Source organism: Azoarcus sp. PA01, assembly GCA_001274695.2.
Classification (GTDB): domain Bacteria; phylum Pseudomonadota; class Gammaproteobacteria; order Burkholderiales; family Rhodocyclaceae; genus Aromatoleum.
The window spans coordinates 2,010,245-2,033,043 of record LARU01000002.1 but is presented as its reverse complement, the minus strand read 5'-3'; the positions used below and the strand labels follow the sequence as shown (position 1 = coordinate 2,033,043).

General features: G+C 62.5%; 33 protein-coding genes and 1 pseudogene. All 34 read right to left on the bottom strand.

Going from position 1 to position 22,799, the window contains the following annotated elements:
* Positions 1–132: 132 nt before the first annotated feature.
* Positions 133–537 (bottom strand): 50S ribosomal protein L17, encoded by a 405-nt coding sequence (gene rplQ, locus PA01_10410; GenBank protein KON81948.1) that lies wholly within the window; start codon positions 535–537, stop codon positions 133–135.
* 27 nt (positions 538–564) lie between these two features.
* On the bottom strand, positions 565–1,545 hold the full coding sequence (rpoA, locus tag PA01_10405) for a DNA-directed RNA polymerase subunit alpha (protein KON81947.1): 981 nt from the start codon (positions 1,543–1,545) through the stop codon (positions 565–567).
* Between the two features lie 39 nt (positions 1,546–1,584).
* On the bottom strand, positions 1,585–2,214 hold the full coding sequence (rpsD, locus tag PA01_10400) for a 30S ribosomal protein S4 (GenBank protein KON81946.1): 630 nt from the start codon (positions 2,212–2,214) through the stop codon (positions 1,585–1,587).
* 13 nt (positions 2,215–2,227) lie between these two features.
* Positions 2,228–2,617, bottom strand: a complete 390-nt coding sequence (rpsK, locus tag PA01_10395; protein KON81945.1) for a 30S ribosomal protein S11 — start codon at positions 2,615–2,617, stop codon at positions 2,228–2,230.
* Positions 2,618–2,629: 12 nt separating this feature from the next.
* A complete protein-coding gene (gene rpsM, locus PA01_10390; GenBank protein ID KON81944.1) occupies positions 2,630–2,992 on the bottom strand; it encodes a 30S ribosomal protein S13 in 363 nt (120 codons plus the stop codon).
* Positions 2,993–3,045: 53 nt separating this feature from the next.
* On the bottom strand, positions 3,046–3,159 hold the full coding sequence (rpmJ, locus tag PA01_18805; GenBank protein ID KAI5913098.1) for a 50S ribosomal protein L36: 114 nt from the start codon (positions 3,157–3,159) through the stop codon (positions 3,046–3,048).
* A gap of 21 nt (positions 3,160–3,180) precedes the next feature.
* A pseudogene (gene infA, locus PA01_10385) lies at positions 3,181–3,375 on the bottom strand (translation initiation factor IF-1).
* Positions 3,376–3,398: 23 nt separating this feature from the next.
* On the bottom strand, positions 3,399–4,724 hold the full coding sequence (secY, locus tag PA01_10380) for a preprotein translocase subunit SecY (protein ID KON81943.1): 1,326 nt from the start codon (positions 4,722–4,724) through the stop codon (positions 3,399–3,401).
* A gap of 16 nt (positions 4,725–4,740) precedes the next feature.
* Positions 4,741–5,178: a 50S ribosomal protein L15 gene (gene rplO, locus PA01_10375; GenBank protein KON81942.1), complete on the bottom strand. Its 438-nt coding sequence runs from the start codon at positions 5,176–5,178 to the stop codon at positions 4,741–4,743.
* Position 5,179: 1 nt separating this feature from the next.
* On the bottom strand, positions 5,180–5,362 hold the full coding sequence (gene rpmD / locus PA01_10370) for a 50S ribosomal protein L30 (protein ID KON81941.1): 183 nt from the start codon (positions 5,360–5,362) through the stop codon (positions 5,180–5,182).
* A 3-nt stretch (positions 5,363–5,365) separates the two neighbouring features.
* Positions 5,366–5,890: a 30S ribosomal protein S5 gene (gene rpsE, locus PA01_10365; protein KON81940.1), complete on the bottom strand. Its 525-nt coding sequence runs from the start codon at positions 5,888–5,890 to the stop codon at positions 5,366–5,368.
* Between the two features lie 12 nt (positions 5,891–5,902).
* Positions 5,903–6,256 carry a 50S ribosomal protein L18 gene (gene rplR / locus PA01_10360; protein KON81939.1) on the bottom strand — a complete coding sequence of 118 codons (354 nt, stop codon included), beginning with the start codon at positions 6,254–6,256 and terminating at the stop codon, positions 5,903–5,905.
* Positions 6,257–6,268: 12 nt separating this feature from the next.
* Positions 6,269–6,802 carry a 50S ribosomal protein L6 gene (gene rplF, locus PA01_10355; GenBank protein ID KON81938.1) on the bottom strand — a complete coding sequence of 178 codons (534 nt, stop codon included), beginning with the start codon at positions 6,800–6,802 and terminating at the stop codon, positions 6,269–6,271.
* A gap of 9 nt (positions 6,803–6,811) precedes the next feature.
* Entirely contained in the window at positions 6,812–7,207 is a 396-nt protein-coding gene (rpsH, locus tag PA01_10350) for a 30S ribosomal protein S8 (GenBank protein ID KON81937.1), read from the bottom strand.
* A 12-nt stretch (positions 7,208–7,219) separates the two neighbouring features.
* Positions 7,220–7,525 carry a 30S ribosomal protein S14 gene (rpsN, locus tag PA01_10345; GenBank protein ID KON81936.1) on the bottom strand — a complete coding sequence of 102 codons (306 nt, stop codon included), beginning with the start codon at positions 7,523–7,525 and terminating at the stop codon, positions 7,220–7,222.
* Between the two features lie 7 nt (positions 7,526–7,532).
* Entirely contained in the window at positions 7,533–8,072 is a 540-nt protein-coding gene (gene rplE / locus PA01_10340) for a 50S ribosomal protein L5 (GenBank protein KON81935.1), read from the bottom strand.
* A 9-nt stretch (positions 8,073–8,081) separates the two neighbouring features.
* Positions 8,082–8,399, bottom strand: a complete 318-nt coding sequence (gene rplX / locus PA01_10335; protein ID KON81934.1) for a 50S ribosomal protein L24 — start codon at positions 8,397–8,399, stop codon at positions 8,082–8,084.
* Between the two features lie 12 nt (positions 8,400–8,411).
* Positions 8,412–8,780 (bottom strand): 50S ribosomal protein L14, encoded by a 369-nt coding sequence (gene rplN, locus PA01_10330; GenBank protein ID KON81933.1) that lies wholly within the window; start codon positions 8,778–8,780, stop codon positions 8,412–8,414.
* 142 nt (positions 8,781–8,922) lie between these two features.
* The gene (gene rpsQ / locus PA01_10325) at positions 8,923–9,192 is read right to left on the bottom strand and encodes a 30S ribosomal protein S17 (protein KON81932.1); all 270 of its coding nucleotides are present in this window, start codon (positions 9,190–9,192) and stop codon (positions 8,923–8,925) included.
* Positions 9,189–9,383, bottom strand: a complete 195-nt coding sequence (gene rpmC / locus PA01_10320) for a 50S ribosomal protein L29 (GenBank protein KON81931.1) — start codon at positions 9,381–9,383, stop codon at positions 9,189–9,191. The genes rpsQ and rpmC overlap by 4 nt, the downstream gene beginning before the upstream one ends.
* Before the next feature lie 2 nt (positions 9,384–9,385).
* Positions 9,386–9,799 carry a 50S ribosomal protein L16 gene (gene rplP, locus PA01_10315; GenBank protein ID KON81930.1) on the bottom strand — a complete coding sequence of 138 codons (414 nt, stop codon included), beginning with the start codon at positions 9,797–9,799 and terminating at the stop codon, positions 9,386–9,388.
* Positions 9,768–10,604 carry a 30S ribosomal protein S3 gene (gene rpsC, locus PA01_10310; protein ID KON81929.1) on the bottom strand — a complete coding sequence of 279 codons (837 nt, stop codon included), beginning with the start codon at positions 10,602–10,604 and terminating at the stop codon, positions 9,768–9,770. The genes rplP and rpsC overlap by 32 nt, the downstream gene beginning before the upstream one ends.
* A 9-nt stretch (positions 10,605–10,613) precedes the next feature.
* On the bottom strand, positions 10,614–10,943 hold the full coding sequence (gene rplV, locus PA01_10305) for a 50S ribosomal protein L22 (GenBank protein KON81928.1): 330 nt from the start codon (positions 10,941–10,943) through the stop codon (positions 10,614–10,616).
* Positions 10,944–10,952: 9 nt separating this feature from the next.
* A complete protein-coding gene (gene rpsS / locus PA01_10300) occupies positions 10,953–11,228 on the bottom strand; it encodes a 30S ribosomal protein S19 (protein KON81927.1) in 276 nt (91 codons plus the stop codon).
* Positions 11,229–11,238: 10 nt separating this feature from the next.
* Positions 11,239–12,066: a 50S ribosomal protein L2 gene (gene rplB, locus PA01_10295; protein KON81926.1), complete on the bottom strand. Its 828-nt coding sequence runs from the start codon at positions 12,064–12,066 to the stop codon at positions 11,239–11,241.
* A 6-nt stretch (positions 12,067–12,072) separates the two neighbouring features.
* Positions 12,073–12,378 (bottom strand): 50S ribosomal protein L23, encoded by a 306-nt coding sequence (gene rplW / locus PA01_10290; protein ID KON81925.1) that lies wholly within the window; start codon positions 12,376–12,378, stop codon positions 12,073–12,075.
* Entirely contained in the window at positions 12,375–12,995 is a 621-nt protein-coding gene (gene rplD, locus PA01_10285) for a 50S ribosomal protein L4 (protein KON81924.1), read from the bottom strand. Before rplD ends, rplW begins: the two co-directional genes overlap by 4 nt.
* A gap of 11 nt (positions 12,996–13,006) precedes the next feature.
* Positions 13,007–13,651 (bottom strand): 50S ribosomal protein L3, encoded by a 645-nt coding sequence (gene rplC / locus PA01_10280; GenBank protein KON81923.1) that lies wholly within the window; start codon positions 13,649–13,651, stop codon positions 13,007–13,009.
* 113 nt (positions 13,652–13,764) lie between these two features.
* The gene (rpsJ, locus tag PA01_10275) at positions 13,765–14,076 is read right to left on the bottom strand and encodes a 30S ribosomal protein S10 (protein KON81922.1); all 312 of its coding nucleotides are present in this window, start codon (positions 14,074–14,076) and stop codon (positions 13,765–13,767) included.
* 59 nt (positions 14,077–14,135) lie between these two features.
* Positions 14,136–15,326 carry an elongation factor Tu gene (gene tuf, locus PA01_10270; protein ID KON81921.1) on the bottom strand — a complete coding sequence of 397 codons (1,191 nt, stop codon included), beginning with the start codon at positions 15,324–15,326 and terminating at the stop codon, positions 14,136–14,138.
* A 28-nt stretch (positions 15,327–15,354) separates the two neighbouring features.
* The gene (fusA, locus tag PA01_10265) at positions 15,355–17,451 is read right to left on the bottom strand and encodes an elongation factor G (protein KON81920.1); all 2,097 of its coding nucleotides are present in this window, start codon (positions 17,449–17,451) and stop codon (positions 15,355–15,357) included.
* Positions 17,452–17,557: 106 nt separating this feature from the next.
* A complete protein-coding gene (gene rpsG, locus PA01_10260; protein KON81919.1) occupies positions 17,558–18,028 on the bottom strand; it encodes a 30S ribosomal protein S7 in 471 nt (156 codons plus the stop codon).
* 32 nt (positions 18,029–18,060) lie between these two features.
* Entirely contained in the window at positions 18,061–18,438 is a 378-nt protein-coding gene (gene rpsL, locus PA01_10255) for a 30S ribosomal protein S12 (GenBank protein KON81918.1), read from the bottom strand.
* 131 nt (positions 18,439–18,569) lie between these two features.
* A complete protein-coding gene (gene rpoC / locus PA01_10250) occupies positions 18,570–22,799 on the bottom strand; it encodes a DNA-directed RNA polymerase subunit beta' (GenBank protein KON81917.1) in 4,230 nt (1,409 codons plus the stop codon).

Sequence of the window (22,799 nt, the reverse complement as noted above, 5' to 3'; positions counted from 1 at the left end):
CGACACCTTCGCAGCCCGACGCACCGGGAGTCAGACAACGCTGACCGCTGGCCGAGCCGCGAAACGGCGCCGAGCCAAAAAAATGGGCCGGTTTCCCGGCCCATTCCGCTGCGAAACGTTACGCGACCGGACTCAGGCCGCAGCCGCCTCGCTCACATTCGCTTCTTCCTCGCCTTCAGCCGGCCGGTCGAGCAGCTCGATCAACGCCATCGGCGCGTTGTCGCCGTCGCGGAAACCGAACTTCAGGATGCGCAGATAGCCGCCGTTACGCTCGGCAAAACGCGGACCCAGCACGTCGAACAGTTTGACCACCATCTCGCGGTCGCGCATCCGGTTGAATGCCAGACGCCGATTCGACAGGCTCGGCTTCTTGCCGAGGGTGATCAGCGGCTCGACCACGCGGCGCAATTCCTTGGCCTTGGGCAGAGTCGTCTTGATGACTTCGTGACGCAGCAGCGCGTTGGCCATGTTGCGAAACATCGCCTGGCGGTGGCTGCTGGTACGATTAAGTTTGCGAAGACCGTTGCGGTGACGCATTTTTCTTCCTCACTCCACTGACGCGCCTCAACCGAGCTTTTCGAGCCCGGCCGGCGGCCAGTTTTCCAGTTTCATCCCGAGAGTCAGCCCGCGGGAGGCCAACACTTCCTTGATTTCGTTCAGCGACTTGCGGCCCAGATTCGGCGTCTTCAGCAACTCCGTCTCGGTGCGCTGGATCAGGTCGCCGATGTAGTAAATGTTCTCCGCCTTCAGGCAGTTGGCCGACCGAACCGTCAACTCCAGATCATCCACCGGGCGCAGCAGCACCGGGTCGATCGTCTGCGCCGCGGACTGCTCGACGACCGGCGCCGTGCCTTCGAGATCGGCAAACACCGACAGCTGATCCATGAGAACGCGTGCCGCGTAGCGGATGGCCTCCTCGGGGTCGACTGCGCCGTTCGTTTCGATGTCGATCACCAGCCGGTCGAGGTCGGTGCGCTGCTCCACCCGGGCGCTCTCGACCAGGTAACTCACGCGCCGCACCGGGCTGAAGGACGCGTCGAGCACGACGCGGCCGATGGTCTTGGTGTCGCCCGCAGCCGGACGGACGTTGCCCGGCACGTAACCGCGGCCTTCCTCGACCTTGATCTGCATGTCGAGCTTTCCGCCCGGCGCGAGGTGCGCAATCACATGATCCGGGTTGATGATTTCCACGTCGTGCCCAACCTCGATGTCGCGCGCCGTGACCACCCCATCGCCCGACTTCGCCAGGCGCAGCGTCGCCTCGCTGCGGCTATGGAGCTTGAGCACCACGCCCTTGAGGTTCAACAGCAGATCGACGATATCCTCGCGCACGCCGTCAAGAGTGGAATACTCATGCAGCACGCCTTCGATGGACACTTCGGTCGGCGCATAGCCCGGCAACGAGGACAGGAGAATGCGCCGCAGCGCGTTCCCCAGGGTATGGCCGAAACCGCGTTCGAACGGCTCCATCGTGACGCGGGCCTGGACCGGCGACACACTCTGGACGTCGATGATGCGGGGTTTCAGCAGCGAATTGCTTTGCATCAGCAGTTCCTCGGATCTTTGATTCTTCAGGCGAACCCGTTAGCGGGAATACAGTTCGACGACCAGGCCTTCATTGATCGTCGGCGGCAGTTCAGCGCGCTGCGGATATGCCTTGAAGGTGCCCTTGCCAGCCTTCGCGTCGACGTCCAGCCATTCCGGGAAACCACGGGAAGCAGCTGCTTCGAGCGCGGCCTTGACGCGCAGCTGACCGCGCGACGCTTCGGTGAGCTCGACGACTTCGCCCGGGCGAACGACATACGACGGGATATTCACCCGCTTGCCATTGACGAGGATGCCGTTGTGCCGCACCAGCTGACGCGATTCGGCACGCGAACCGCCAAAACCCATGCGATAGACGACCGAGTCGAGGCGCCCTTCGAGCAGCTGCAGCAGGTTCTCGCCGGTCTGGCCGCGACGGCGCTCGGCCTCGGCATAGACTTTGCGGAACTGCGCTTCGAGCACGCCGTACAGGCGACGGATCTTCTGCTTTTCGCGCAACTGCACGCCGTAGCCGGACATCCGTTGACCGGAACGCTGGCCATGCTGGCCGGGCGCATACGCGCGGCGCTCGATGGCACATTTATCGGTGAAGCACTTCTCGGCCTTCAGAAACAGCTTTTCGCCCTCGCGGCGGCACTGACGGCACTTGGGATCCAGATTACGAGCCACGTTAAACTCCTTGTCAGATGCGGCGCTTTTTCGGCGGACGGCAGCCGTTATGCGGGATCGGCGTGATGTCGGTAATGCTGGAGATCTTCATGCCCAGCGCATTGAGCGCGCGGACAGCAGATTCGCGCCCGGGGCCGGGGCCCTTGATGCGAACTTCCAGGTTCTTGACGCCACATTCCTGGGCAGCTTTGCCGGCAGCTTCGGCCGCGACCTGGGCGGCAAACGGCGTGCTCTTCCGCGAGCCCTTGAAGCCGGCACCACCCGAGGTCGCCCAGGACAGCGCATTGCCCTGACGGTCGGTGATAGTGATGATCGTGTTGTTGAAGCTCGCGTGCACGTGGGCGATACCCTCGGCGACGTTCTTCTTGACCTTCTTGCGAACTTTCGCAGCAGTTTTAGCCATTTTCTATTCCTGTCACTTCTTGCCGGCGATTGCCTTGCGCGGCCCTTTCCGGGTACGCGCATTGGTGCGGGTGCGCTGGCCACGAAGCGGCAGACCGCGACGATGACGAACACCACGATAGCAACCAAGATCCATCAGTCGCTTGATGTTCATCGTCGTCTCGCGACGAAGATCACCCTCGACAATGAATTTCGCCACTTCGTCACGCAACCGTTCCATGTCGGACTCGGTGAGATCCTTCATCTTGACGGAACGCACGACGTTGGCAGCATCGCAAATCTTCTGAGCACGCGAACGGCCAATTCCATAGATGGCGGTCAGCGCGATCTCGGCATGCTTGTGGTTGGGAATGTTTACCCCAGCAATACGGGCCATTCGATTACCCCAAAAAGCGAAACATTAAATAATAATACGTGAGCGCTAGAGAATCAACCCTGGCGCTGCTTGTGACGCGGGTCGGTGCAGATCACGCGAACCACGCCTTTACGACGAACGATTTTGCAGTTGCGGCAAAGCCGCTTTACCGAAGCCTGAACTCTCATTTTGTTACTCCAGTTTCTTGATTACCTGGTCCGGAAAACGATCCGGGCCTTCGTCAGGTCGTAGGGCGTCAGTTGCACAGTGACCTTGTCGCCGGGAAGAACGCGGAGGCAGCGCCTCCACCTTCTTCCCTAGATGTATCCGAGAATCGCCCGTCCGTTCTCGATCCGAACGCGGAACAGTGGGCCGGGCAGATTCTCGGGCACCTCGCCCTGCATCTCGATTACGCCCCTCGCATGAGTTACCGGGTGGGAAGCCCCGCACCCTTGAAGTTCGCCTTCTTCAGCAAACTCTCATATTGATGGGACATCACGTAAGCCTGTACCTGCGTCATGAAATCCATCGTCACGACGACGATGATCAGCAACGAGGTCCCGCCGAAGTAGAACGGAACGTTCCAGCGAAGGATCAGGAACTCGGGCAGCAGGCACACCAGAGTGATGTACACTGCACCCACGAGGGTCAGCCGCGTAAGGATCTTGTCGATATAACGCGAAGTCTGGTCGCCGGGCCGAATCCCGGGAACGAATGCACCGCTCTTCTTCAGGTTGTCTGCCGTCTCCCGGGCATTGAACACCAGCGCCGTGTAGAAGAAGCAGAAAAACATGATCGCCGCTGCATAAAGCATGACGTAGATCGGCTGCCCCGGCGCGAGCGTCGAGGAGATATCACGAAGCCAGGTCATGCCTTCGCTGGCGCCGAACCATTGCCCCAGCGTCGCCGGAAACAGGATGATGCTCGAAGCAAAAATCGGCGGGATCACCCCTGCCATGTTGAGCTTCAGCGGCAAATGCGAACTCTGCCCGCCATAGATCTTGTTCCCGACCTGGCGCTTTGCGTAATTCACCAGGATCTTGCGCTGACCGCGTTCGACGAACACGACGAAGCCGGTCACCAGCACTACGAGCACACAGATCAGCAATGCCGTGAAAGGATGCATCGCGCCGGTGCGCACCAGTTCGAACAGCCCGCCGATGGCGCTCGGCAAACCTGCTGCGATACCGGCGAAAATGATCAGCGAAATGCCGTTGCCGATGCCACGCTCGGTGATCTGCTCGCCCAGCCACATCAGGAACATCGTGCCCGTAACCAGCGTCGCGACGGTCACGAAACGGAACATGAGCCCCGGATCGAGTACCAGCCCGGGCTGGCTCTCGAGCGCGATCGCAATGCCCAGCGACTGCGCGAGGGACAGCGCAACCGTGCCGTAGCGCGTGTATTGCGTGATCTTGCGCCGCCCTGCCTCGCCCTCTTTCTTCAGCGCCTCGAGCTGCGGCACCGCGACCGTCATCAGCTGCATGATGATCGACGCCGAGATGTACGGCATGATGCCGAGCGCGAAAATCGTGAACCGCGACAGCGCCCCGCCGGAAAACAGGTTGAACACGCCGAGGATCCCGCCCGCCTGCGACTGGAAAAGCTCGGACAGTCGCGCCGGATCGATGCCGGGAACGGGGATGTGCGCGCCGAGCCGGTACACGAGGAGTGCACCGAGCAGGAACAGGACACGGCGTTTCAGATCCCCGAAACGCCCGGACGCCCCCAGCGTGGCAGCAGGATTGGCCACTTCGCTTTCCCTTGGTTTAGGCGGTCGCCACCGACCCGCCGGCAGCTTCGATCGCCGCCAGCGCGCCTTTGGTCGCGCCGATGCCGCGCAGCGTGATCTTGCGTCCGATCGTCCCCGACAGCACGACTTTTGCGGACAGCGCATCGCCCGGAACAATACCGGCCTGCATCAGCACCAGCAGATCGATGTCGTCGACGGGCAGCTTGTCGAGTTCCGACAGGCGCACTTCGACTTTGCGCGCGGCCGTCAGCGACACGAAGCCACGCTTCGGAAGCCGGCGCTGCAGCGGCATCTGACCGCCTTCGAAACCGACTTTGTGGAAGCCGCCGGCGCGGGACTTCTGCCCCTTGTGGCCGCGTCCGCAGGTCTTGCCCAGGCCGCTGCCGATGCCGCGGCCGACGCGCTTCGCCGCCGATTTCGAACCGGCGCCGGGCTTTATCGTATTGAGTCGCATATCAACCCTCACACTTCAGCAGATACGACACCTTGTTCACCATGCCGCGAACTTCAGGCGTGTCCTGCAGTTCGACACAGTGGTTCATGCGTCGCAGGCCGAGACCGCGGACGGTTGCACGGTGCGACTGCTTGGTGCCGATCACGCTCTTCACGAGCGTGACCTTGATCGTTTTCTCGGACATCGCTTACCCCAGGATCTCTTCGACCGACTTGCCACGCTTGGCAGCGATCTCGGCCGGCGTATTGATCGCCAGCAGACCGTTGAGCGTCGCACGCACGACGTTGTAAGGATTGGCGGAGCCGAGGCACTTGCAGGTCACGTCGGTGACGCCCATCACTTCGAACACCGCGCGCATCGGGCCGCCCGCGATGATGCCGGTGCCGCTCGGCGCCGGCTGCATCAGCACGGAGGCCGCGCCGTGCTTGCCGACGACCGAGTGCTGCAACGTGCCGTTCTTGAGCGAAATCTTCTTGAGCTTGCGACGCGCTTCGTCCATCGCCTTCTGCACCGCCACCGGCACTTCGCGCGACTTGCCCTTGCCCATTCCGACGCCGCCGTCGCCGTCACCGACGACCGTAAGCGCCGCAAAACCGAGGATGCGGCCGCCCTTGACGACCTTGGTCACGCGATTGATCGCAACCATTTTCTCCCGCAGGCCGTCGTCGCGCTCATCCGCCGCTTGCGGTCGCTTGCTTTGTTGCTTAGCCATTCGAAACCTCGCTTAGAACTTGAGTCCGCCTTCGCGGGCGGCCTCGGCCAGCGCCTTGACGCGACCGTGATACTGGAAGCCGGCACGGTCGAACGCCACCGCTTCGATCCCGGCGGCCTTCGCCCGCTCGGCGATGAGCTTGCCGACAACCTGCGCGGCCTGCTTGTTGCCGCCGTTCGGCAGTTGCGAGCGCACGTCGGCTTCGACGGTCGACGCCGCCGCCAACACCCGCGAACCGCTACCGTCGATGACTTGGGCGTAGATATGGGAGTTGGTACGGAACACGGTTAGGCGCACCGACTTCAGCTCCGCGATTTTGGCTCGGGTTTTACGAGCACGACGCAGACGAACTTCTTTCTTGTTCATGACGAACCGCCCTTACTTCTTCTTGGTTTCCTTAAGCACAACCACTTCGTCCGAATAACGGACGCCCTTGCCCTTGTACGGCTCGGGTTCGCGGTATGCACGCACCTCGGCTGCGACCTGACCGACTTGCTGCTTGTCGATGCCCTTGAGGACGATCTCGGTCTGAGTCGGAGTTTCCACTTTCACGCCGGCCGGCATCTGATGCACCACCGGGTGGGAGAAGCCGAGCGTCAGATTGAGCTTGTCGCCCTGCGCCTGGGCGCGATAACCGACGCCGACCAGCGTGAGCTTGCGCTCGAAGCCTTTCGTCACACCGGTAACCATGTTGTTGACGAGGGCGCGCACCGTGCCGGACATCGCCCGGCCGTTTGCGACACCTTCGCGCGCCTTGCACACCACCGCATCACCGTCGCGCTCGAGCGTCACTGCGTTGCCGATGTACTGTTTCATGGCGCCCAGCGGCCCCTTGACGGAAACTTCATCGGCTCCGATCGTGATCTCGACGCCCTGGGGGATTGCCACCGGATTCTTAGCTACACGAGACATGATCCCCCCTTATGCGACGTAACAAATGACTTCGCCGCCGACCCGACCGGCTCGCGCCGCACGGTCCGTCATGACGCCGCGAGGCGTCGACACGATCGCGACTCCCAGCCCGTTCATGACACGGGGAAGATCGCCGCTGCCCTTGTACACGCGCAGACCGGGGCGGCTGACGCGCTCGATCCGCTCGATGACCGGACGGCCGGCGTAGTACTTGAGGGAAACATCGAGTTCCGGCTTGCCGCCCGCTTCGCGAATGGAATAGCCGTCGATATAGCCTTCGTCCTGCAGGACTTTCGCGATCGCGACCTTCAGCTTCGAGCAAGGCATCGACACGCTCACTTTCTGAGCCTGCTGACCGTTACGGATACGGGTCAGCATGTCGGCGATAGGATCGGACATACTCATACGATAATCTCCTTACCAGCTCGCCTTGGTCATGCCGGGCACCTCGCCGCGGAACGCCAGGTCGCGCAGCTTGTTACGGCACAATCCGAACTTGCGGAACACACCGCGCGGACGCCCGGTCAAGGCACAGCGATTACGCTCCCGAACCGGACTTGCATTGCGCGGCAACTGCTGCAGCTTCAGACGAGCGGCCATGCGCTCCTCTTCCGGCAGCTTGAAATCGTTGATCTGAGCGATCAGCGCGGTGCGCTTGGCGGCGAATTTCTCGACCGTCTTGCGGCGCTTCTCTTCTCGATTGATCAGGGACAGTTTCGCCATAACTTCCTCAATTCTTGAACGGGAACTTGAACGCGACGAGCAGGGCCCGAGCTTCCTGATCGCTCTTGGCGGTCGTCGTGATGCTGATGTTCATCCCCCGAAGGGCATCGATCTTGTCGTACTCGATTTCGGGGAAAATGATCTGTTCCTTGACGCCGAGGTTGTAGTTGCCACGACCGTCGAAACCCTTGCCGCCGATGCCGCGAAAGTCGCGAATCCGCGGCATCGCCACCGTGACCAGGCGATCGAGGAACTCGAACATCTTCGCGCCACGCAACGTCACCATGCAGCCGATCGGGTAACCGTCGCGAATCTTGAACCCTGCAATCGATTTGCGAGCTTTCGTCACCACCGGCTTCTGTCCGGCGATCTTGACCATGTCGCCGACCGCGTGTTCGAGAATCTTCTTGTCGCCGACAGCCTCACCGACACCCATGTTCAGGGTGATCTTGGTGATGCGCGGCACTTCCATCACGGACTTGTAGCCGAACTGCTTGAGCAGCTCCGGAGCCACCGTTTCTTTGTAGAATTCCTGCAAGCGCGCCATTGCCACTCCTTACGCGTCCACCAGTTCGCCATTCGACTTGAAGAAGCGCACCTTGCGCCCATCTTCAAGCACCCGGATTCCCACGCGATCGCCCTTCTGGGCCGCGGGATTGAACAATGCGACGTTGGAAATATGCAGAGGCATCTCTTTCTCGACGATGCCGCCCACTTCACCCTTGAGCGGGTTCGGACGCACGTGCTTCTTGACCCGATTCACGCCTTCGACGACCAGCCGCTCGTCATCGACGCGACTCAACACGACACCGCGACGACCGCGATCCTTGCCGGTCAGAACCACCACTTCATCACCCTTGCGGATCTTGTTCATCTCACGCCCTCCTTAGAGCACTTCAGGCGCGAGCGAAACAATCTTCATGAACCGCTCGGTGCGCAGCTCGCGCGTCACCGGCCCGAAGATGCGCGTGCCGATCGGCTCGAGCTTGTTGTTGAGCAGCACTGCCGCATTGCCATCGAACTTGACGAGCGAACCGTCGGGACGACGCACGCCCTTTGCGGTACGCACGACGACGGCGCTGTAGATGTCGCCTTTTTTCACGCGCCCGCGCGGCGCGGCATCCTTGATGGTGACCTTGATGATGTCGCCGATACTCGCGTAGCGGCGCTTGGAACCACCAAGGACCTTGATGCACATCACTGAGCGCGCGCCGGTATTGTCGGCGACGTCCAGCCTGGACTGCATTTGAATCATGAATTTATCTCCAACTTGCCCCGCTACAGCGGTCAGTCTTGGAACCCGTACGGGTAGAAAGCCCCGAAGAGCGAAAAGCAAAGATAAAAACTATAACAGCTTGGCGTTGTATTGCCAAGCTGTCCGAAGACCTACCTTACCGTCAGATGACCCGAGCCTTCTCGAGCACCTTCGCCACACGCCACGACTTGGTCTTTGAAATCGGACGGCATTCCTCGATCTCGACCAGATCGCCCGCCGCAGCGCCGCCGTCTTCTACATGCGCGTGGTATTTCGCGGACCGCGTGATCACCTTGCCGTAGAGCTCGTGCTTCACGCGGCGCTCGACGAGAACGGTCACCGTGTTCTGCATCTTGTCGCTGACCACCCGTCCGACAAGCGCGCGCCTGACTTTTTCGACTTGCTCGGTCATTTCTGCACCGCCTTTTCCCGCAGGAGCGTACGCACGCGCGCGATGTCGCGGCGCACTTTCCCGAGTTGGCTCGTATTGCCGAGCTGCTGAGTCGCAAGTTGCATGCGCAACGAAAACTGCGCTTTCAGCAGTTCGAGCAATTCTTGATTCAATTCACCGGCGCTTTTCGCGCGGAGTTCACTCGCTTTCATGCTCACCCCATCTGACGATGAACAAAGACGGTCTCGAGCGGAAGCTTCGCGGCGGCGAGCCGGAACGCTTCGCGGGCGAGCGTCTCGTCGACACCGTCCATCTCATACAACACCTTGCCGGGCTGAATCTCGGCGACCCAGTATTCCGGGTTCCCCTTGCCGTTACCCATCCGCACCTCAGCCGGCTTCTTCGAAATCGGCTTGTCCGGGAAAATCCGGATCCAGATGCGCCCGCCCCGCTTGATGTGCCGGGTCATTGCCCGCCGTGCGGACTCGATCTGACGGGCGGTCAGACGACCGCGGCCGATCGCCTTGAGCCCGAACTCGCCGAAGCTGACCTTGGCGCCGCGCGTCGCGACCCCGGTGTTCCGGCCCTTCTGCTCCTTACGATACTTCCTTCTCGACGGCTGCAGCATCGTCTACTCCCGCTTTCCTGGTCCGGGTGCCGGCCTTGTCGCCAGCTCCCGCTTGTTCGGCACCGGTGCGACGTGCGGGGCGCTTCGCGCCGCGGTTGTCACCGGCATCATTGCGAGGCGCGCGGCGACCGCGACGAGCCTCGTTCTCGTTCTCGACGACCGCAGGCCGCTCGTTGCGCCCGAGCATCTCACCCTTGTACACCCACACCTTGATACCGATGATGCCGTACGTGGTCTTCGCTTCGGATACGCCGTAGTCGATATCGGCACGCAGCGTGTGCAGCGGCACGCGCCCTTCGCGGTACCACTCGGTGCGCGCGATCTCCGCGCCGTTCAGTCGTCCCGCGCTCATGATCTTGATGCCCTGCGCCCCGAGGCGCATCGCGTTTTGCATCGCGCGCTTCATCGCGCGGCGGAACATGATTCGCTTTTCGAGCTGCTGGGCGATCGAATCGGCGATCAGCTTGGCATCGATTTCCGGCTTGCGCACTTCTTCGATATTGACGTGCACCGGCACGCCCATGATCTTCTGAAGCTCGCGCTTGAGCAGCTCGATGTCCTCGCCCTTCTTGCCGATGACGACGCCAGGACGCGCGCTGAAAAGGGTGATCCGTGCGTTCTTCGCCGGGCGCTCGATGACGATGCGCCCCACCGATGCGTGAGCAAGACGCTTCTTGAGAAAATCGCGGACCTTCAGATCCTCGTGCAACATTCTCGAGTAATCGCCGCTCGAGGCGAACCAACGGGAACTCCAGTCGCGAGTGACCGCAAGGCGGAACCCGGTCGGATGAATTTTCTGACCCATATGTACCCCTTATTCCCCGACGGTCACGTAGATGTGGCAGGTCGGCTTGAGAATGCGGGCCCCGCGTCCTTTTGCCCGCGCCGCGAAGCGCTTCAGCGACGTGCCTTCCTCGACGTAGATCGTCTTGACCTTGAGGGTGTCGATATCTGCGCCATCGTTGTGTTCTGCGTTGGCAATCGCCGACTCCACCACTTTGCGGATGATCTGCGCGCCCTTTTTCGGCGAGAAGGCGAGGATGTTGAGCGCCTGATCAACCGGCCTGCCCCGCACCTGGTCCGCCACCAGCCGCCCCTTCTGGGCAGACAGGCGAACGCCGCGGAGAATTGCTCTGGTTTCCATGATGACTCCTTACCTCTTCGCCTTCTTGCTCGCCGCATGACCCTTGAACGTACGGGTCAGGGCAAACTCGCCGAGCTTGTGGCCAACCATGTTTTCCGACACGAAGACCGGAACATGCTGGCGGCCGTTATGGACCGCAATCGTCAGGCCGACGAAGTCCGGCAACACCGTCGAGCGACGGGACCAGGTCTTGATCGGACGCTTGTCGTTGCTCGCCCGCACGGCGTCGACCTTCTTGAGCAGGTGCGCGTCGACAAACGGGCCTTTTTTAATAGAACGTGCCATTTGTTACCCCTTAACGCTTGTGACGACGCTGCACGATCATCGTGTCGGTGCGCTTGTTGCTGCGCGTGCGGTAGCCCTTGGCCGGCTGTCCCCACGGGCTGCGCGGCACACCACCTTCGCCGGTGCGGCCTTCACCGCCGCCGTGCGGGTGATCGACCGGGTTCATCGCCACGCCGCGCACGGTCGGACGAATACCGCGCCAGCGGTTCGCACCCGCCTTGCCGATCTTGCGCAAGCCGTGCTCTTCGTTGCCGACCACGCCGATGGCGGCACGGCACTCGACGTGCACCCGACGGACTTCGCCGGAGCGCAGCCGCAGCTGGGCATATGCGCCTTCGCGGGCGAGCAGCTGCACCGAAGTACCGGCGGCACGCGCGATCTGCGCCCCCTTGCCCGGCATCAGTTCGACGCAGTGAATCGTCGAACCGACCGGAATATTCCGGATCGGCAGCACGTTGCCCGCCTTGATCGGCGCTTCCGGCCCGCTGAGGACCGTCTGTCCCACTTCGAGCCCTTTCGGCGCGATGATGTAGGCGCGTTCGCCGTCGGCGTAGCAGATCAGCGCAATGTTCGCGGAACGGTTCGGGTCGTACTCGACGCGCTCGACGCGGGCGGCGATGCCGTCCTTGTTGCGACGAAAATCCACCAGACGGTAGTGCTGCTTGTGCCCACCGCCCTGGTGACGGACGGTGATGCGACCGCTGTTGTTGCGGCCGGCGTTCTTCGACTGCTTCTCGACCAGCGCGGCATGCGGACGTCCCTTGTAGAGATCCGCATTGACGACCTTGACCATCGCGCGACGGCCGGCAGACGTAGGCTTAAGTTTTACCAGTGCCATGATTCCTCACTCCCCGGCCGCGAAATTGATTTCCTGGCCCGGCTTGAGGCAAACGAACGCCTTCTTCCAGTCCTTGCGGCGGCCGGTCATCTTGCCGAAACGCTTGACCTTGCCTTTCACGTTCGCAATCTGCACCGACTTCACTTCAACCTTGAAGAGCAATTCGACAGCCGCCTTGACTTCGGGCTTGGTCGCGGTCGACGCGACCTTGAACACAACCTGCTCGTTCTTGTCGGCGACATACGTCGCCTTTTCGGAGATCTGGGGCGCGAGCAGCACCTGCATCAGACGCTCTTGGCTAAATCCGCTCATTGCCAGGCCTCCTCCATCTTGGCCAGCGCACCCTTGGTCACGATGACCCGGTCGTAGTGCACCAGCGACACCGGATCCGTCTCGCTGACCTCGAGAACCAGCACCTTGTGCAGGTTCCGTGACGACAGGAACAGGTTTTCATCGAACTCGTCGGTAATGACCAGCACCGAGTCGAGTCCCATGCCTTTGAGCTTCTGCGACAGCAGGCGCGTCTTCGGCGCCTCGACGCTGAAATTCTCGACGACCGCGAGGCGGTCTTCGCGCGCAAGTTGCGAAAGAATCGACGCGACACCGGCGCGATACATCTTGCGGTTCAGCTTCTGCGAGAAGTTGTCTTCAGGCGAATTCGGGAAAATCCGGCCGCCTCCGCGCCACAGGGGGCTCGACGCCATACCGGCACGCGCGCGGCCGGTGCCTTTCTGGCGCCACGGCTTGCGCGTCGACTTGGAGACTTCCGCGCGACCTTTCTGCGCGCGGTTGCCCGAGCGCGCGTTGGCCATGTACGCGACGACGACCTGATGGATCAGGGCTTCGTTGTAGTCGCGCCCGAACAGCGCATCAGAGGCCTGCAGCGTTGCCGCTTGCCCGCCCTGATCATTCAATAATTTAAGTTCCATTACGCCCTCGCTCAGCCACGGGCCTTGACCGCCGGACGGACGATCACGTCGCCGCCCTTCGAACCGGGTACAGCCCCCTTCACCAGGAGCAACTGACGCTCGACATCGACACGGACCACTTCGAGACTCTGGGTGGTGCACGTGGTGTTGCCGTACTGTCCGGCCATCCGCTTGCCGGGGAAAACCCGACCCGGATCCTGAGCCATGCCGATCGAGCCCGGCGCGTTGTGCGACACGGAGTTGCCGTGCGACGCGCGGTTCGACGAGAAGTTGTGCCGCTTGATCACCCCGGAAAAACCCTTGCCGATCGACGTGCCGGTGACATCCACCTTCTGCCCGACCGCAAAGAGATCGACCCCGACGACATCCCCGGCCTTGAAGCCAGCGACCTGCTCGGTTTCGATACGGAATTCCTTGAGCATGTGACCGGCTTCGACGCCGGCCTTGGCAAGGTGTCCGGCAAGGGGCTTTCCAACCCGACTTGCGCGGCGTTTGCCGAAAGTCACCTGCACGGCGGCGTAACCGTCGTTTTCAGGCGTCTTGATTTGGGTCACACGATTGTTGGACACGTCAAGCACCGTCACCGGGACACTCCTGCCGTCCTCGGCGAAGATGCGAGTCATGCCAACCTTGCGTCCCACAAGGCCTAGACTCATCTTCTTCTCCTGTCCCCGGTTACGATTGACCGGGCCCTATCACGTAAATTGCGCCCAAAGGCGCAAAGGCCGGATTATACCGGCCTTTCGCAAAGCTCCGCAACTAGAGCGGCTTACTGCAACTTGATCTCGACATCAACCCCGGCGGGGAGATCCAGCTTCATCAGCGCATCGACCGTCTTGTCGGTCGGATCGATGATGTCCATCAGGCGCTGGTGAGTGCGGATCTCGAACTGGTCGCGCGACGCCTTGTTGACGTGCGGCGAACGCAGCAGGTCGAAACGCTCGATACGGGTCGGCAGCGGCACCGGGCCGCGGACCACCGCACCCGTGCGCTTGGCGGTATCGACGATCTCGAGGGCGGACTGGTCGATCAGCCGGTAATCGAACGCCTTCAAACGGATGCGAATCTTCTGGTTTTGCATGGATGAAATCCTGAAAGAGCGAAAACCCGGGGCAATGAGCCCCGGGCGGAGACGAGCAATTACTCGATGATCTTGGCGACGACGCCGGCGCCGACGGTACGACCGCCTTCGCGGATCGCGAAGCGCAGACCTTCTTCCATCGCGATCGGCGCCATCAGCTTGACGGTGATCGACACGTTGTCGCCCGGCATCACCATCTCGGTGCCTTCGGGCAGCTCGATCGAGCCGGTCACGTCGGTCGTGCGGAAGTAGAACTGCGGACGATAGTTGTTGAAGAACGGCGTGTGGCGACCGCCTTCTTCCTTCGACAGCACATACACTTCACCGGTGAAGTGGGTGTGCGGCTTGATCGAACCGGGCTTGCACAGCACCTGGCCGCGCTCGACGTCCTCGCGCTTGGTGCCGCGCAGCAGCACGCCGACGTTGTCGCCCGCCTGGCCCTGGTCGAGCAGCTTGCGGAACATCTCGACGCCGGTGCAGGTGGTCTTGACGGTCGGCTTGATGCCGACGATCTCGACTTCCTCGCCGACCTTGACGATGCCGCGCTCGACGCGGCCGGTGACGACGGTGCCGCGCCCCGAGATCGAGAACACGTCTTCGATCGGCAGCAGGAACGGGCGGTCGATCGCGCGCTCCGGGGTCGGGATGTAGCTGTCGAGCGCGTCGGCCAGGCGGAAGATCGCCGGCTCGCCGATGTCGCTCTGGTCGCCTTCGAGCGCTTTCAGCGCCGAGCCCTTGACGATCGGCACGTCGTCGCCCGGGAAGTCGTACTTCGACAGCAGCTCGCGCACTTCCATCTCGACGAGCTCCAAGAGCTCCTCGTCATCGACCATGTCGCACTTGTTGAGGAACACGATGATGTACGGCACGCCGACCTGGCGGGCGAGCAGGATGTGCTCGCGCGTCTGCGGCATCGGGCCGTCCGCGGCCGAGCACACCAGGATCGCACCGTCCATCTGCGCCGCACCGGTGATCATGTTCTTGACGTAGTCGGCGTGACCCGGGCAGTCGACATGCGCGTAGTGACGGTTGGCCGTCTCGTACTCGACGTGAGCGGTGTTGATCGTGATGCCGCGCGCTTTCTCTTCGGGCGCCGCGTCGATCTGGTCGTAGGCTTTCGCCTCGCCGCCGAACTTCTTCGACAGGATCGTCGTGATCGCCGCCGTCAGGGTGGTCTTGCCGTGGTCGACGTGACCGATCGTCCCGACGTTTACGTGCGGTTTCGTCCGCTCAAACTTGCCTTTCGCCATTGCTCAATTCCTCGCTTCGGTTCGTTGATTACTTGCGATTGTTGATCACCGCTTCCGCCACGCTCTTCGGCGCCTCGGAATAGTGCTTGAATTCCATCGAGTACGTCGCGCGACCCTGCGTCAACGACCGCAGCTGCGTCGCGTAGCCGAACATCTCGGCGAGCGGCACTTCGGCCTTGACCTCTTTCATGCCCCCGGGCAGGTCGTCCATACCCTGGACGATGCCGCGACGACCGGAAAGGTCACCCATGACGTTGCCCATGTAGTCCTCGGGGGTCTCGACGACCACCGCCATCATCGGCTCGAGCAGCACCGGGCTCGCCTTGCGCATCGCGTCCTTGAACGCCATCGAAGCGGCCATCTTGAACGCGTTTTCGTTCGAATCGACGTCGTGGTACGAACCGTCGAACAGCGTGACCTTGACATCGACGACCGGGAAGCCGGCCAGCACGCCGTTCGGCAGCGTCTCCTGCAGGCCCTTGTCGACGGCCGGGATGTACTCGCGCGGGACGACGCCGCCCTTGATCGCGTCGATGAACTCGTAGCCCTTGCCGGTTTCGTTCGGCTCGAGCTTGATCCACACGTGGCCGAACTGGCCGCGACCGCCGGACTGCTTGACGAACTTGCCTTCCTGCTCGACCGGCTTGCGGATCGCTTCGCGGTACGCCACTTGCGGCGCGCCGACCGTCGCTTCGACGTTGAACTCGCGCTTCATGCGGTCAACGAGAATTTCGAGGTGCAGTTCGCCCATGCCGGAGATGATCGTCTGACCGGACTCCTCGTCGGTGCGGACACGGAACGACGGATCTTCCGCTGCGAGGCGGCCGAGCGCGATGCCCATTTTTTCCTGGTCGGCCTTGGTCTTCGGCTCGACGGCGACGTGGATCACCGGCTCCGGGAAAACCATGCGCTCGAGGATGATCGGTGCCGACGGATCGCACAGCGTCTCGCCCGTGGTCACTTCCTTCAGGCCGACACACGCCGCGATGTCGCCGGCCAGCACTTCCTTGATTTCGGCGCGTTCGTTCGCGTGCATCTGCAGGATCCGGCCGATGCGCTCCTTCTTGCCCTTGACCGAGTTCAGCACCGTCTCGCCCGACTTGAGCACTCCCGAATACACGCGCACGAACGTCAGCTGGCCGACGAACGGGTCGGTCATCAGCTTGAACGCGAGCGCCGCGAACTTCTCGGAATCGTCCGCGCGCCGCTCGACGGGTTTTTCATCGTCATCGACGCCGGCAACCGGCGGGATATCGACCGGTGACGGAAGCAGTTCGATGACGGCGTCGAGCATGCGCTGCACGCCCTTGTTCTTGAATGCCGTGCCGCACAGCATCGGCTGGATTTCGCAGGCGATCGTGCGCTGACGCAGGCCGGCAACGATCTTCTCGTGCGACAGATCGCCATTCTCGAGATATTCGTTCATCAGCTCTTCGCTGGCTTCGGCAGCGGCCTCGAGCATCTTCTCGCGCCATTCCTCGGCCGTCGCCAGAAGCTCGCCGGGAATCTCGCGGTAGTCGAACTTCATGCCCTGGGAGGCCTCATCCCAATAGATGGCCTTCATGCGGACCAGATCGACGACGCCGACGAAATTCTCCTCCGCCCCAATCGGAATCACGATCGGCACCGGATTGGCCTTGAGGCGCAACTTCATCTGGTCGACGACCTTGAAGAAGTTCGCTCCCTGACGGTCCATCTTATTGACGAATGCGAGCCGCGGAACCTTGTACTTCGTCGCCTGCCGCCACACGGTTTCGGACTGCGGCTGGACCCCGCCGACCGCGCAGTAGACCATGCAGGCGCCATCGAGAACGCGCATCGAGCGCTCGACTTCGATCGTGAAATCGACGTGTCCCGGCGTATCGATGATGTTGAAGCGGTGCTCGGGGAAGGACATTTCCATGCCTTTCCAGAAGCAGGTCGTCGCAGCCGAGGTGATCGTGATCCCCCGCTCCTGCTCCTGCTCCATCCAGTCCATCGTCGCGGCGCCGTCGTGAACTTCACCAATCTTGTGGTTCACGCCAGTGTAAAAAAGGATGCGCTCGGTCGTCGTTGTCTTGCCGGCGTCAATGTGAGCCGAAATACCGATGTTGCGGTAACGCTCAATGGGAGTCTTGCGAGCCACGGTCTACCCTGCCTTCGAGAATTCGCGCGCTGCGCGAAAATCCAATTGTGTTGTCACAAAACAATCGAGCCCTTGCCAGGGCCCGATTAACCACCGTTTCGGAACCTCAGAAGCGGTAGTGAGAGAATGCCTTGTTGGCCTCGGCCATGCGGTGCACTTCCTCGCGCTTCTTCATTGCCGAGCCGCGCCCTTCGGCGGCTTCGAGCAGCTCGCCGGCAAGACGCTGGGCCATCGACTTCTCGGCGCGCTTGCGGGCAGCTTCACGCAGCCAGCGCATCGACAGCGCCATGCGGCGCGACGGACGCACTTCCACCGGCACCTGATAGTTCGCACCGCCGACGCGGCGGCTCTTGACTTCGACAACCGGCTTGACGTTGGCAACTGCCGACGAGAACACCTCGAGCGGATCCTTGCCGGCCTTGCCGGAAATCTGCGCAAACGCGCCATAGACGATACGCTCGGCAACGGACTTCTTGCCGGCCTGCATGATCACATTGATGAACTTGGATACGTCCTGCGAGCCGAATTTCGGATCGGGCAGGATTTCACGCTTCGGTACTTCGCGACGACGGGGCATGACAACCTCTAGCTATTTCTGAATGCCGACAATTAGGCTTTCTTCGGGCGCTTCGCGCCGTACTTCGAGCGGGACTGCTTACGATCCTTGACGCCCTGCAGGTCAAGCGAACCGCGCACGATGTGGTAACGCACACCCGGCAAGTCCTTGACCCGGCCACCACGAATCAGGACCACGGAGTGTTCCTGCAGGTTGTGGCCTTCACCGCCGATGTACGAGATGACCTCGAAACCGTTGGTCAGGCGCACCTTGGCGACTTTCCGCAGCGCGGAGTTCGGCTTCTTCGGCGTGGTCGTATAGACCCGCGTGCATACGCCGCGTTTTTGCGGGCATGCATCGAGTGCCGGCACCTTGCTTTTGATGACGGCCAGTTGCCGCGGCTTGCGGACGAGCTGATTAATTGTTGGCATAGCTTGAGAATTTTCCATTATACCGAGGCGCCCCCACGGGCCGCCTCGGGCGGTTGATTCCGGCTGCGACTGACTACGATTGGTCAGCCCACAAAAAGAGGCCGGATGTTATCCTGAAACAGGGCTCTGCGTCAACCGGCCTGCACGTCCTGCGAGACGTCGGCCGGCACCTCCGGCGGCACTTCCTGCATTTCCGCCCATGCATGTTCGGGGCCCAGATCCTCCCCGGCGTTCTGCGCCTTGCGGTTGCGGTGATACGCCATGCCGGTGCCTGCGGGAATCAGGCGGCCGACGATGACGTTTTCCTTCAATCCGCGCAGATCGTCGCGTTTGCCCATGATTGCCGCTTCGGTCAGAACACGCGTCGTTTCCTGGAACGAGGCCGCCGAGATGAACGAATCGGTGGACAGCGACGCTTTCGTGATACCCAGCAGCACGTTCTGGTACTGCGCCGGCAGCTTGCCTTCGGCCTCGATGCGGTCGTTCTCGTCGAGCACTTCCGAACGCTCGACCTGCTCCTCGCGGATGAAGCGCGAGTTGCCCGCGTCGTTGATGACCACGCGGCGCAGCATCTGGCGAACGATCACTTCGATGTGCTTGTCGTTGATCTTCACACCCTGCAGGCGATAGACGTCCTGCACCTCGTCGATGATGTAGCGCGCCAGCGCCTCGATTCCCTGCAGGCGCAGGATGTCGTGCGGGTCGGCCGGTCCGTCGACGATCAGCTCGCCCTTATTGACGACCTGCCCGTCATGGACCATGACGTGCTTGTCCTTCGGGATCAGGAATTCGTGCGCCGTGCCGTCGGCTTCGGTGATCACGAGGCGCTGCTTACCCTTCGTGTCCTTGCCGAACGACACCGTGCCGGTGTATTCGGCGAGCACGCCGGCGTCCTTCGGCGGACGCGCTTCGAAGAGCTCGGCGACGCGCGGCAGACCGCCGGTGATGTCGCGGGTCTTCGCCGATTCCTGCGGAATCCGCGCGAGGACGTCGCCGACGCTCACTTCCTGGCCGTCCTTGACGGTGATCAGCGAACCGACCTGGAAGGTGATCGCCACCGAATGGTCGGTGCCGGCGATCTTGACTTCCTCGCCCCGCTCGTCCAGCAGCTTGACCTGCGGGCGCACGCCTTTCGACGACGCGCCGCTCGTGCGCCGCTTGCCGTCGATGACGACCAGCGTCGACAGACCGGTCACTTCGTCGATCTGCTTCGCGACGGTCGCGCCTTCTTCGACGTTCTCGAACTTCACGGTGCCGGAATATTCGGTGACGATCGGGCGGGTGTGCGGATCCCACGTCGCGAGCATCACGCCGGCCTTGACCGCTGCGCCGTCATCGACGAGCAGCGTCGCGCCGTACGGCAGCTTGTGGCGCTCGCGCTCGCGGCCCATGTCGTCGGCGACGACGATCTCGGCCGAGCGCGCGATGATGACTTTCTCGCCCTTCGCATTCGACACGTAGCGCATGTTGCCGGCAAAGCGCACCGTACCGGCCGACTTCGATTCGACGCCGCTCGCGGCGGCCGCGCGCGACGCCGCGCCGCCGACGTGGAAGGTGCGCATCGTCAGCTGCGTGCCCGGTTCGCCGATCGACTGCGCGGCGATGACCCCGACCGCTTCGCCGACGTTCACCTGCGAGCCGCGGCCGAGGTCGCGGCCGTAGCACTTGCCGCACAGGCCGTAACGCGTTTCGCACGTCAGCGCGGTGCGCACTTTGACTTCGTCGATGCCGAGGCTCTCGATCAGGTCGACCGCATCCTCGCCGAGCAGCGAACCGGCTTCGATGACCGTCTCCTGGGACTCCGGATTGACGACGTCCTCGGCGCAGACGCGGCCGAGGATGCGGTCGCGCAGCGGCTCGATGACTTCGCCGCCTTCGATCAGCGCTTTCATCACGAAACCGTCACGCGTGCCGCAATCGTCCTCGGTGACGACCAGATCCTGCGTCACGTCGACGAGGCGGCGCGTCAGGTAACCCGAGTTTGCGGTCTTCAGCGCGGTGTCGGCCAGGCCTTTGCGCGCGCCGTGCGTCGAGATGAAGTACTGCAGGACGTTCAGGCCTTCGCGGAAGTTCGTCGTGATCGGCGTCTCGATGATCGAGCCGTCCGGCTTCGCCATCAGGCCGCGCATGCCGGCGAGCTGACGGATCTGCGCGGCCGAACCGCGCGCGCCCGAGTCCGCCATCATGTAGATCGAGTTGAAGGACTCCTGCTTCACGTTGTCGCCGTGACGATCGACGACGTCTTCCTGGCCGAGCTGGTCCATCATCGCCTTCGCGACCTGGTCACCGGCGCGACCCCAGATATCGACGACCTTGTTGTAGCGCTCGCCGTCGGTCACCAGACCCGACGTGTATTGACGCGCGATTTCCTTCACTTCCTGCTCGGCGGCATGGATCAGCACGTCCTTTTGCCGCGGCACGAGCATGTCCTTGACCGCGATCGAGATGCCGGCGCGCGTCGCCAGACGGAAGCCGAACTGCATCAGCTTGTCGGCGAACACGACCGTTTCCTTCAGCCCGCAGCGGCGGAAGGAGGCGTTGATGAGCTTCGAGATCTCCTTCTTCTTCATCGGCTTGTCGAGCACGCTGAACGGCAGTCCGGGCGGCAGGATTTCCGACAGCATCGCGCGACCTGCAGTCGTGTTGTAGCGGGTGATCTTCTCGCGCCGCTCGCCGTCGGCCGACACTTCGACTTCCTTCAGGCGCACCGACACACGGGCGTGCAGCGACAGCTGCTTCGATTCATAGGCGCGCTTGAGCTCGCCGACGTCCGAGAACGCCATGCCTTCGCCCGCGACGTTCACGCCTTCGCGCGTCGCGTAGTACAGGCCGAGCACGATGTCCTGCGAGGGCACGATGATCGGCTCGCCGTTGGCCGGCGACAGCACGTTGTTCGACGCGAGCATCAGCGTGCGCGCTTCCATCTGCGCTTCGAGCGACAGCGGCACGTGGACGGCCATCTGGTCGCCGTCGAAGTCGGCGTTGAACGCGACGCAGACGAGCGGGTGCAGCTGGATCGCCTTGCCTTCGATCAGCACCGGCTCGAACGCCTGGATGCCGAGGCGGTGCAGCGTCGGCGCGCGGTTCAGCATTACCGGATGTTCGCGGATGACTTCTTCCAGGATGTCCCAGACGACCGGCTCCTGGCTCTCGACCATCTTCTTCGCCTGCTTGATCGTCGTCGCCAGGCCCATCAGCTCGAGCTTGTTGAAGATGAACGGCTTGAAGAGCTCGAGCGCCATCAGCTTCGGCAGGCCGCACTGGTGCAACTTGAGCTGCGGGCCGACGACGATGACCGAACGGCCCGAGTAGTCCACCCGCTTGCCGAGCAGGTTCTGGCGGAAGCGGCCGCCCTTGCCCTTGATCATGTCGGCGAGCGACTTGAGCGGACGCTTGTTCGCGCCAGTCATTGCCTTGCCGCGACGGCCGTTGTCGAGCAGCGAATCAACCGACTCCTGCAGCATGCGCTTCTCGTTGCGCACGATGATCTCGGGCGCTTTCAGCTCGAGCAGGCGCTTCAGGCGGTTGTTGCGGTTGATGACGCGGCGATACAGGTCGTTGAGGTCCGAGGTCGCGAAGCGGCCGCCGTCGAGCGGCACCAGCGGACGCAGGTCCGGCGGCAGCACCGGCAGCACTTCGAGGATCATCCACTCCGGCTTGATGCCCGACTGCATGAACGCCTCGAGCACTTTCAGGCGCTTCGAGAACTTCTTGATCTTCGCTTCGGAGCCGGTCGTCTCGAGGTCGCCGCGCAGCTTCTCGATCTCGAGCTTGACGTCGAGCGTGCGCAGCAGGCCGCGGATGCCTTCGGCGCCCATCAGCGCGTCGAAGTCGTCACCGTACTCCTCGACTTTCGCGAGGTAGTCGTCCTCGGTCAGCAGCTGGCCGCGGTTCAGCGGCGTCATGCCCGGCTCGACGACGACGAAAGCTTCGAAATACAGCACGCGCTCGATGTCGCGCAGCGTCATGTCGAGCACCATGCCGAGACGGCTCGGCAGGCTCTTCAGGAACCAGATGTGCGCCGTCGGGCTCGCGAGCTCGATGTGCGCCATGCGCTCGCGGCGCACTTTCGACAGCGTCACCTCGACGCCGCACTTCTCGCAGATCACGCCACGGTGCTTGAGGCGCTTGTACTTGCCGCACAGGCACTCGTAGTCCTTGACCGGCCCGAAGATCTTCGCGCAGAACAGCCCGTCGCGCTCGGGCTTGAACGTGCGGTAGTTGATCGTCTCGGGCTTCTTGACTTCGCCGTACGACCACGAGCGGATCTTGTCCGGCGACGCGAGGCCGATCGTGATCGCGTCGAACTGGTCTTCATTCGGCAGGGTTTGCTTGAACAGGTCAGCGAGCAGGCTTTTCAT

Coding starts and splice junctions, on each gene's coding strand:
- rplP (KON81930.1), bottom strand. CDS start 9,799: ATGCTGCAGCCGTCGAGAAGGAAGTATCGTAAGGAGCAGAAGGGCCGG.
- rplE (KON81935.1), bottom strand. CDS start 8,072: ATGGCGCGCTTGCAGGAATTCTACAAAGAAACGGTGGCTCCGGAGCTG.
- rpsM (KON81944.1), bottom strand. CDS start 2,992: ATGGCCCGTATTGCTGGGGTAAACATTCCCAACCACAAGCATGCCGAG.
- rpsE (KON81940.1), bottom strand. CDS start 5,890: ATGGCTAAGCAACAAAGCAAGCGACCGCAAGCGGCGGATGAGCGCGAC.
- rpoA (KON81947.1), bottom strand. CDS start 1,545: ATGCAAAGCAATTCGCTGCTGAAACCCCGCATCATCGACGTCCAGAGT.
- rpsK (KON81945.1), bottom strand. CDS start 2,617: ATGGCTAAAACTGCTGCGAAAGTTCGCAAGAAGGTCAAGAAGAACGTC.
- rplO (KON81942.1), bottom strand. CDS start 5,178: ATGCGACTCAATACGATAAAGCCCGGCGCCGGTTCGAAATCGGCGGCG.
- rpmD (KON81941.1), bottom strand. CDS start 5,362: ATGTCCGAGAAAACGATCAAGGTCACGCTCGTGAAGAGCGTGATCGGC.
- rpsJ (KON81922.1), bottom strand. CDS start 14,076: ATGCAAAACCAGAAGATTCGCATCCGTTTGAAGGCGTTCGATTACCGG.
- rpsS (KON81927.1), bottom strand. CDS start 11,228: ATGGCACGTTCTATTAAAAAAGGCCCGTTTGTCGACGCGCACCTGCTC.
- rpoC (KON81917.1), bottom strand. CDS start 22,799: ATGAAAAGCCTGCTCGCTGACCTGTTCAAGCAAACCCTGCCGAATGAA.
- tuf (KON81921.1), bottom strand. CDS start 15,326: ATGGCGAAAGGCAAGTTTGAGCGGACGAAACCGCACGTAAACGTCGGG.
- rpsN (KON81936.1), bottom strand. CDS start 7,525: ATGGCGAAACTGTCCCTGATCAATCGAGAAGAGAAGCGCCGCAAGACG.
- rpsC (KON81929.1), bottom strand. CDS start 10,604: ATGGGTCAGAAAATTCATCCGACCGGGTTCCGCCTTGCGGTCACTCGC.
- rpmJ (KAI5913098.1), bottom strand. CDS start 3,159: ATGAGAGTTCAGGCTTCGGTAAAGCGGCTTTGCCGCAACTGCAAAATC.
- rplC (KON81923.1), bottom strand. CDS start 13,651: ATGAGTCTAGGCCTTGTGGGACGCAAGGTTGGCATGACTCGCATCTTC.
- rplD (KON81924.1), bottom strand. CDS start 12,995: ATGGAACTTAAATTATTGAATGATCAGGGCGGGCAAGCGGCAACGCTG.
- rpmC (KON81931.1), bottom strand. CDS start 9,383: ATGAAAGCGAGTGAACTCCGCGCGAAAAGCGCCGGTGAATTGAATCAA.
- rplB (KON81926.1), bottom strand. CDS start 12,066: ATGGCACTGGTAAAACTTAAGCCTACGTCTGCCGGCCGTCGCGCGATG.
- rplX (KON81934.1), bottom strand. CDS start 8,399: ATGAACAAGATCCGCAAGGGTGATGAAGTGGTGGTTCTGACCGGCAAG.
- rpsG (KON81919.1), bottom strand. CDS start 18,028: ATGCCCCGTCGTCGCGAAGTACCGAAGCGTGAAATCCTGCCCGATCCG.
- rplQ (KON81948.1), bottom strand. CDS start 537: ATGCGTCACCGCAACGGTCTTCGCAAACTTAATCGTACCAGCAGCCAC.
- rplR (KON81939.1), bottom strand. CDS start 6,256: ATGAACAAGAAAGAAGTTCGTCTGCGTCGTGCTCGTAAAACCCGAGCC.
- rpsL (KON81918.1), bottom strand. CDS start 18,438: ATGCCAACAATTAATCAGCTCGTCCGCAAGCCGCGGCAACTGGCCGTC.
- rplN (KON81933.1), bottom strand. CDS start 8,780: ATGATTCAAATGCAGTCCAGGCTGGACGTCGCCGACAATACCGGCGCG.
- rpsH (KON81937.1), bottom strand. CDS start 7,207: ATGAGTATGTCCGATCCTATCGCCGACATGCTGACCCGTATCCGTAAC.
- rplV (KON81928.1), bottom strand. CDS start 10,943: ATGGAAACCAGAGCAATTCTCCGCGGCGTTCGCCTGTCTGCCCAGAAG.
- rplW (KON81925.1), bottom strand. CDS start 12,378: ATGAGCGGATTTAGCCAAGAGCGTCTGATGCAGGTGCTGCTCGCGCCC.
- rplF (KON81938.1), bottom strand. CDS start 6,802: ATGTCTCGTGTAGCTAAGAATCCGGTGGCAATCCCCCAGGGCGTCGAG.
- rpsQ (KON81932.1), bottom strand. CDS start 9,192: ATGACCGAGCAAGTCGAAAAAGTCAGGCGCGCGCTTGTCGGACGGGTG.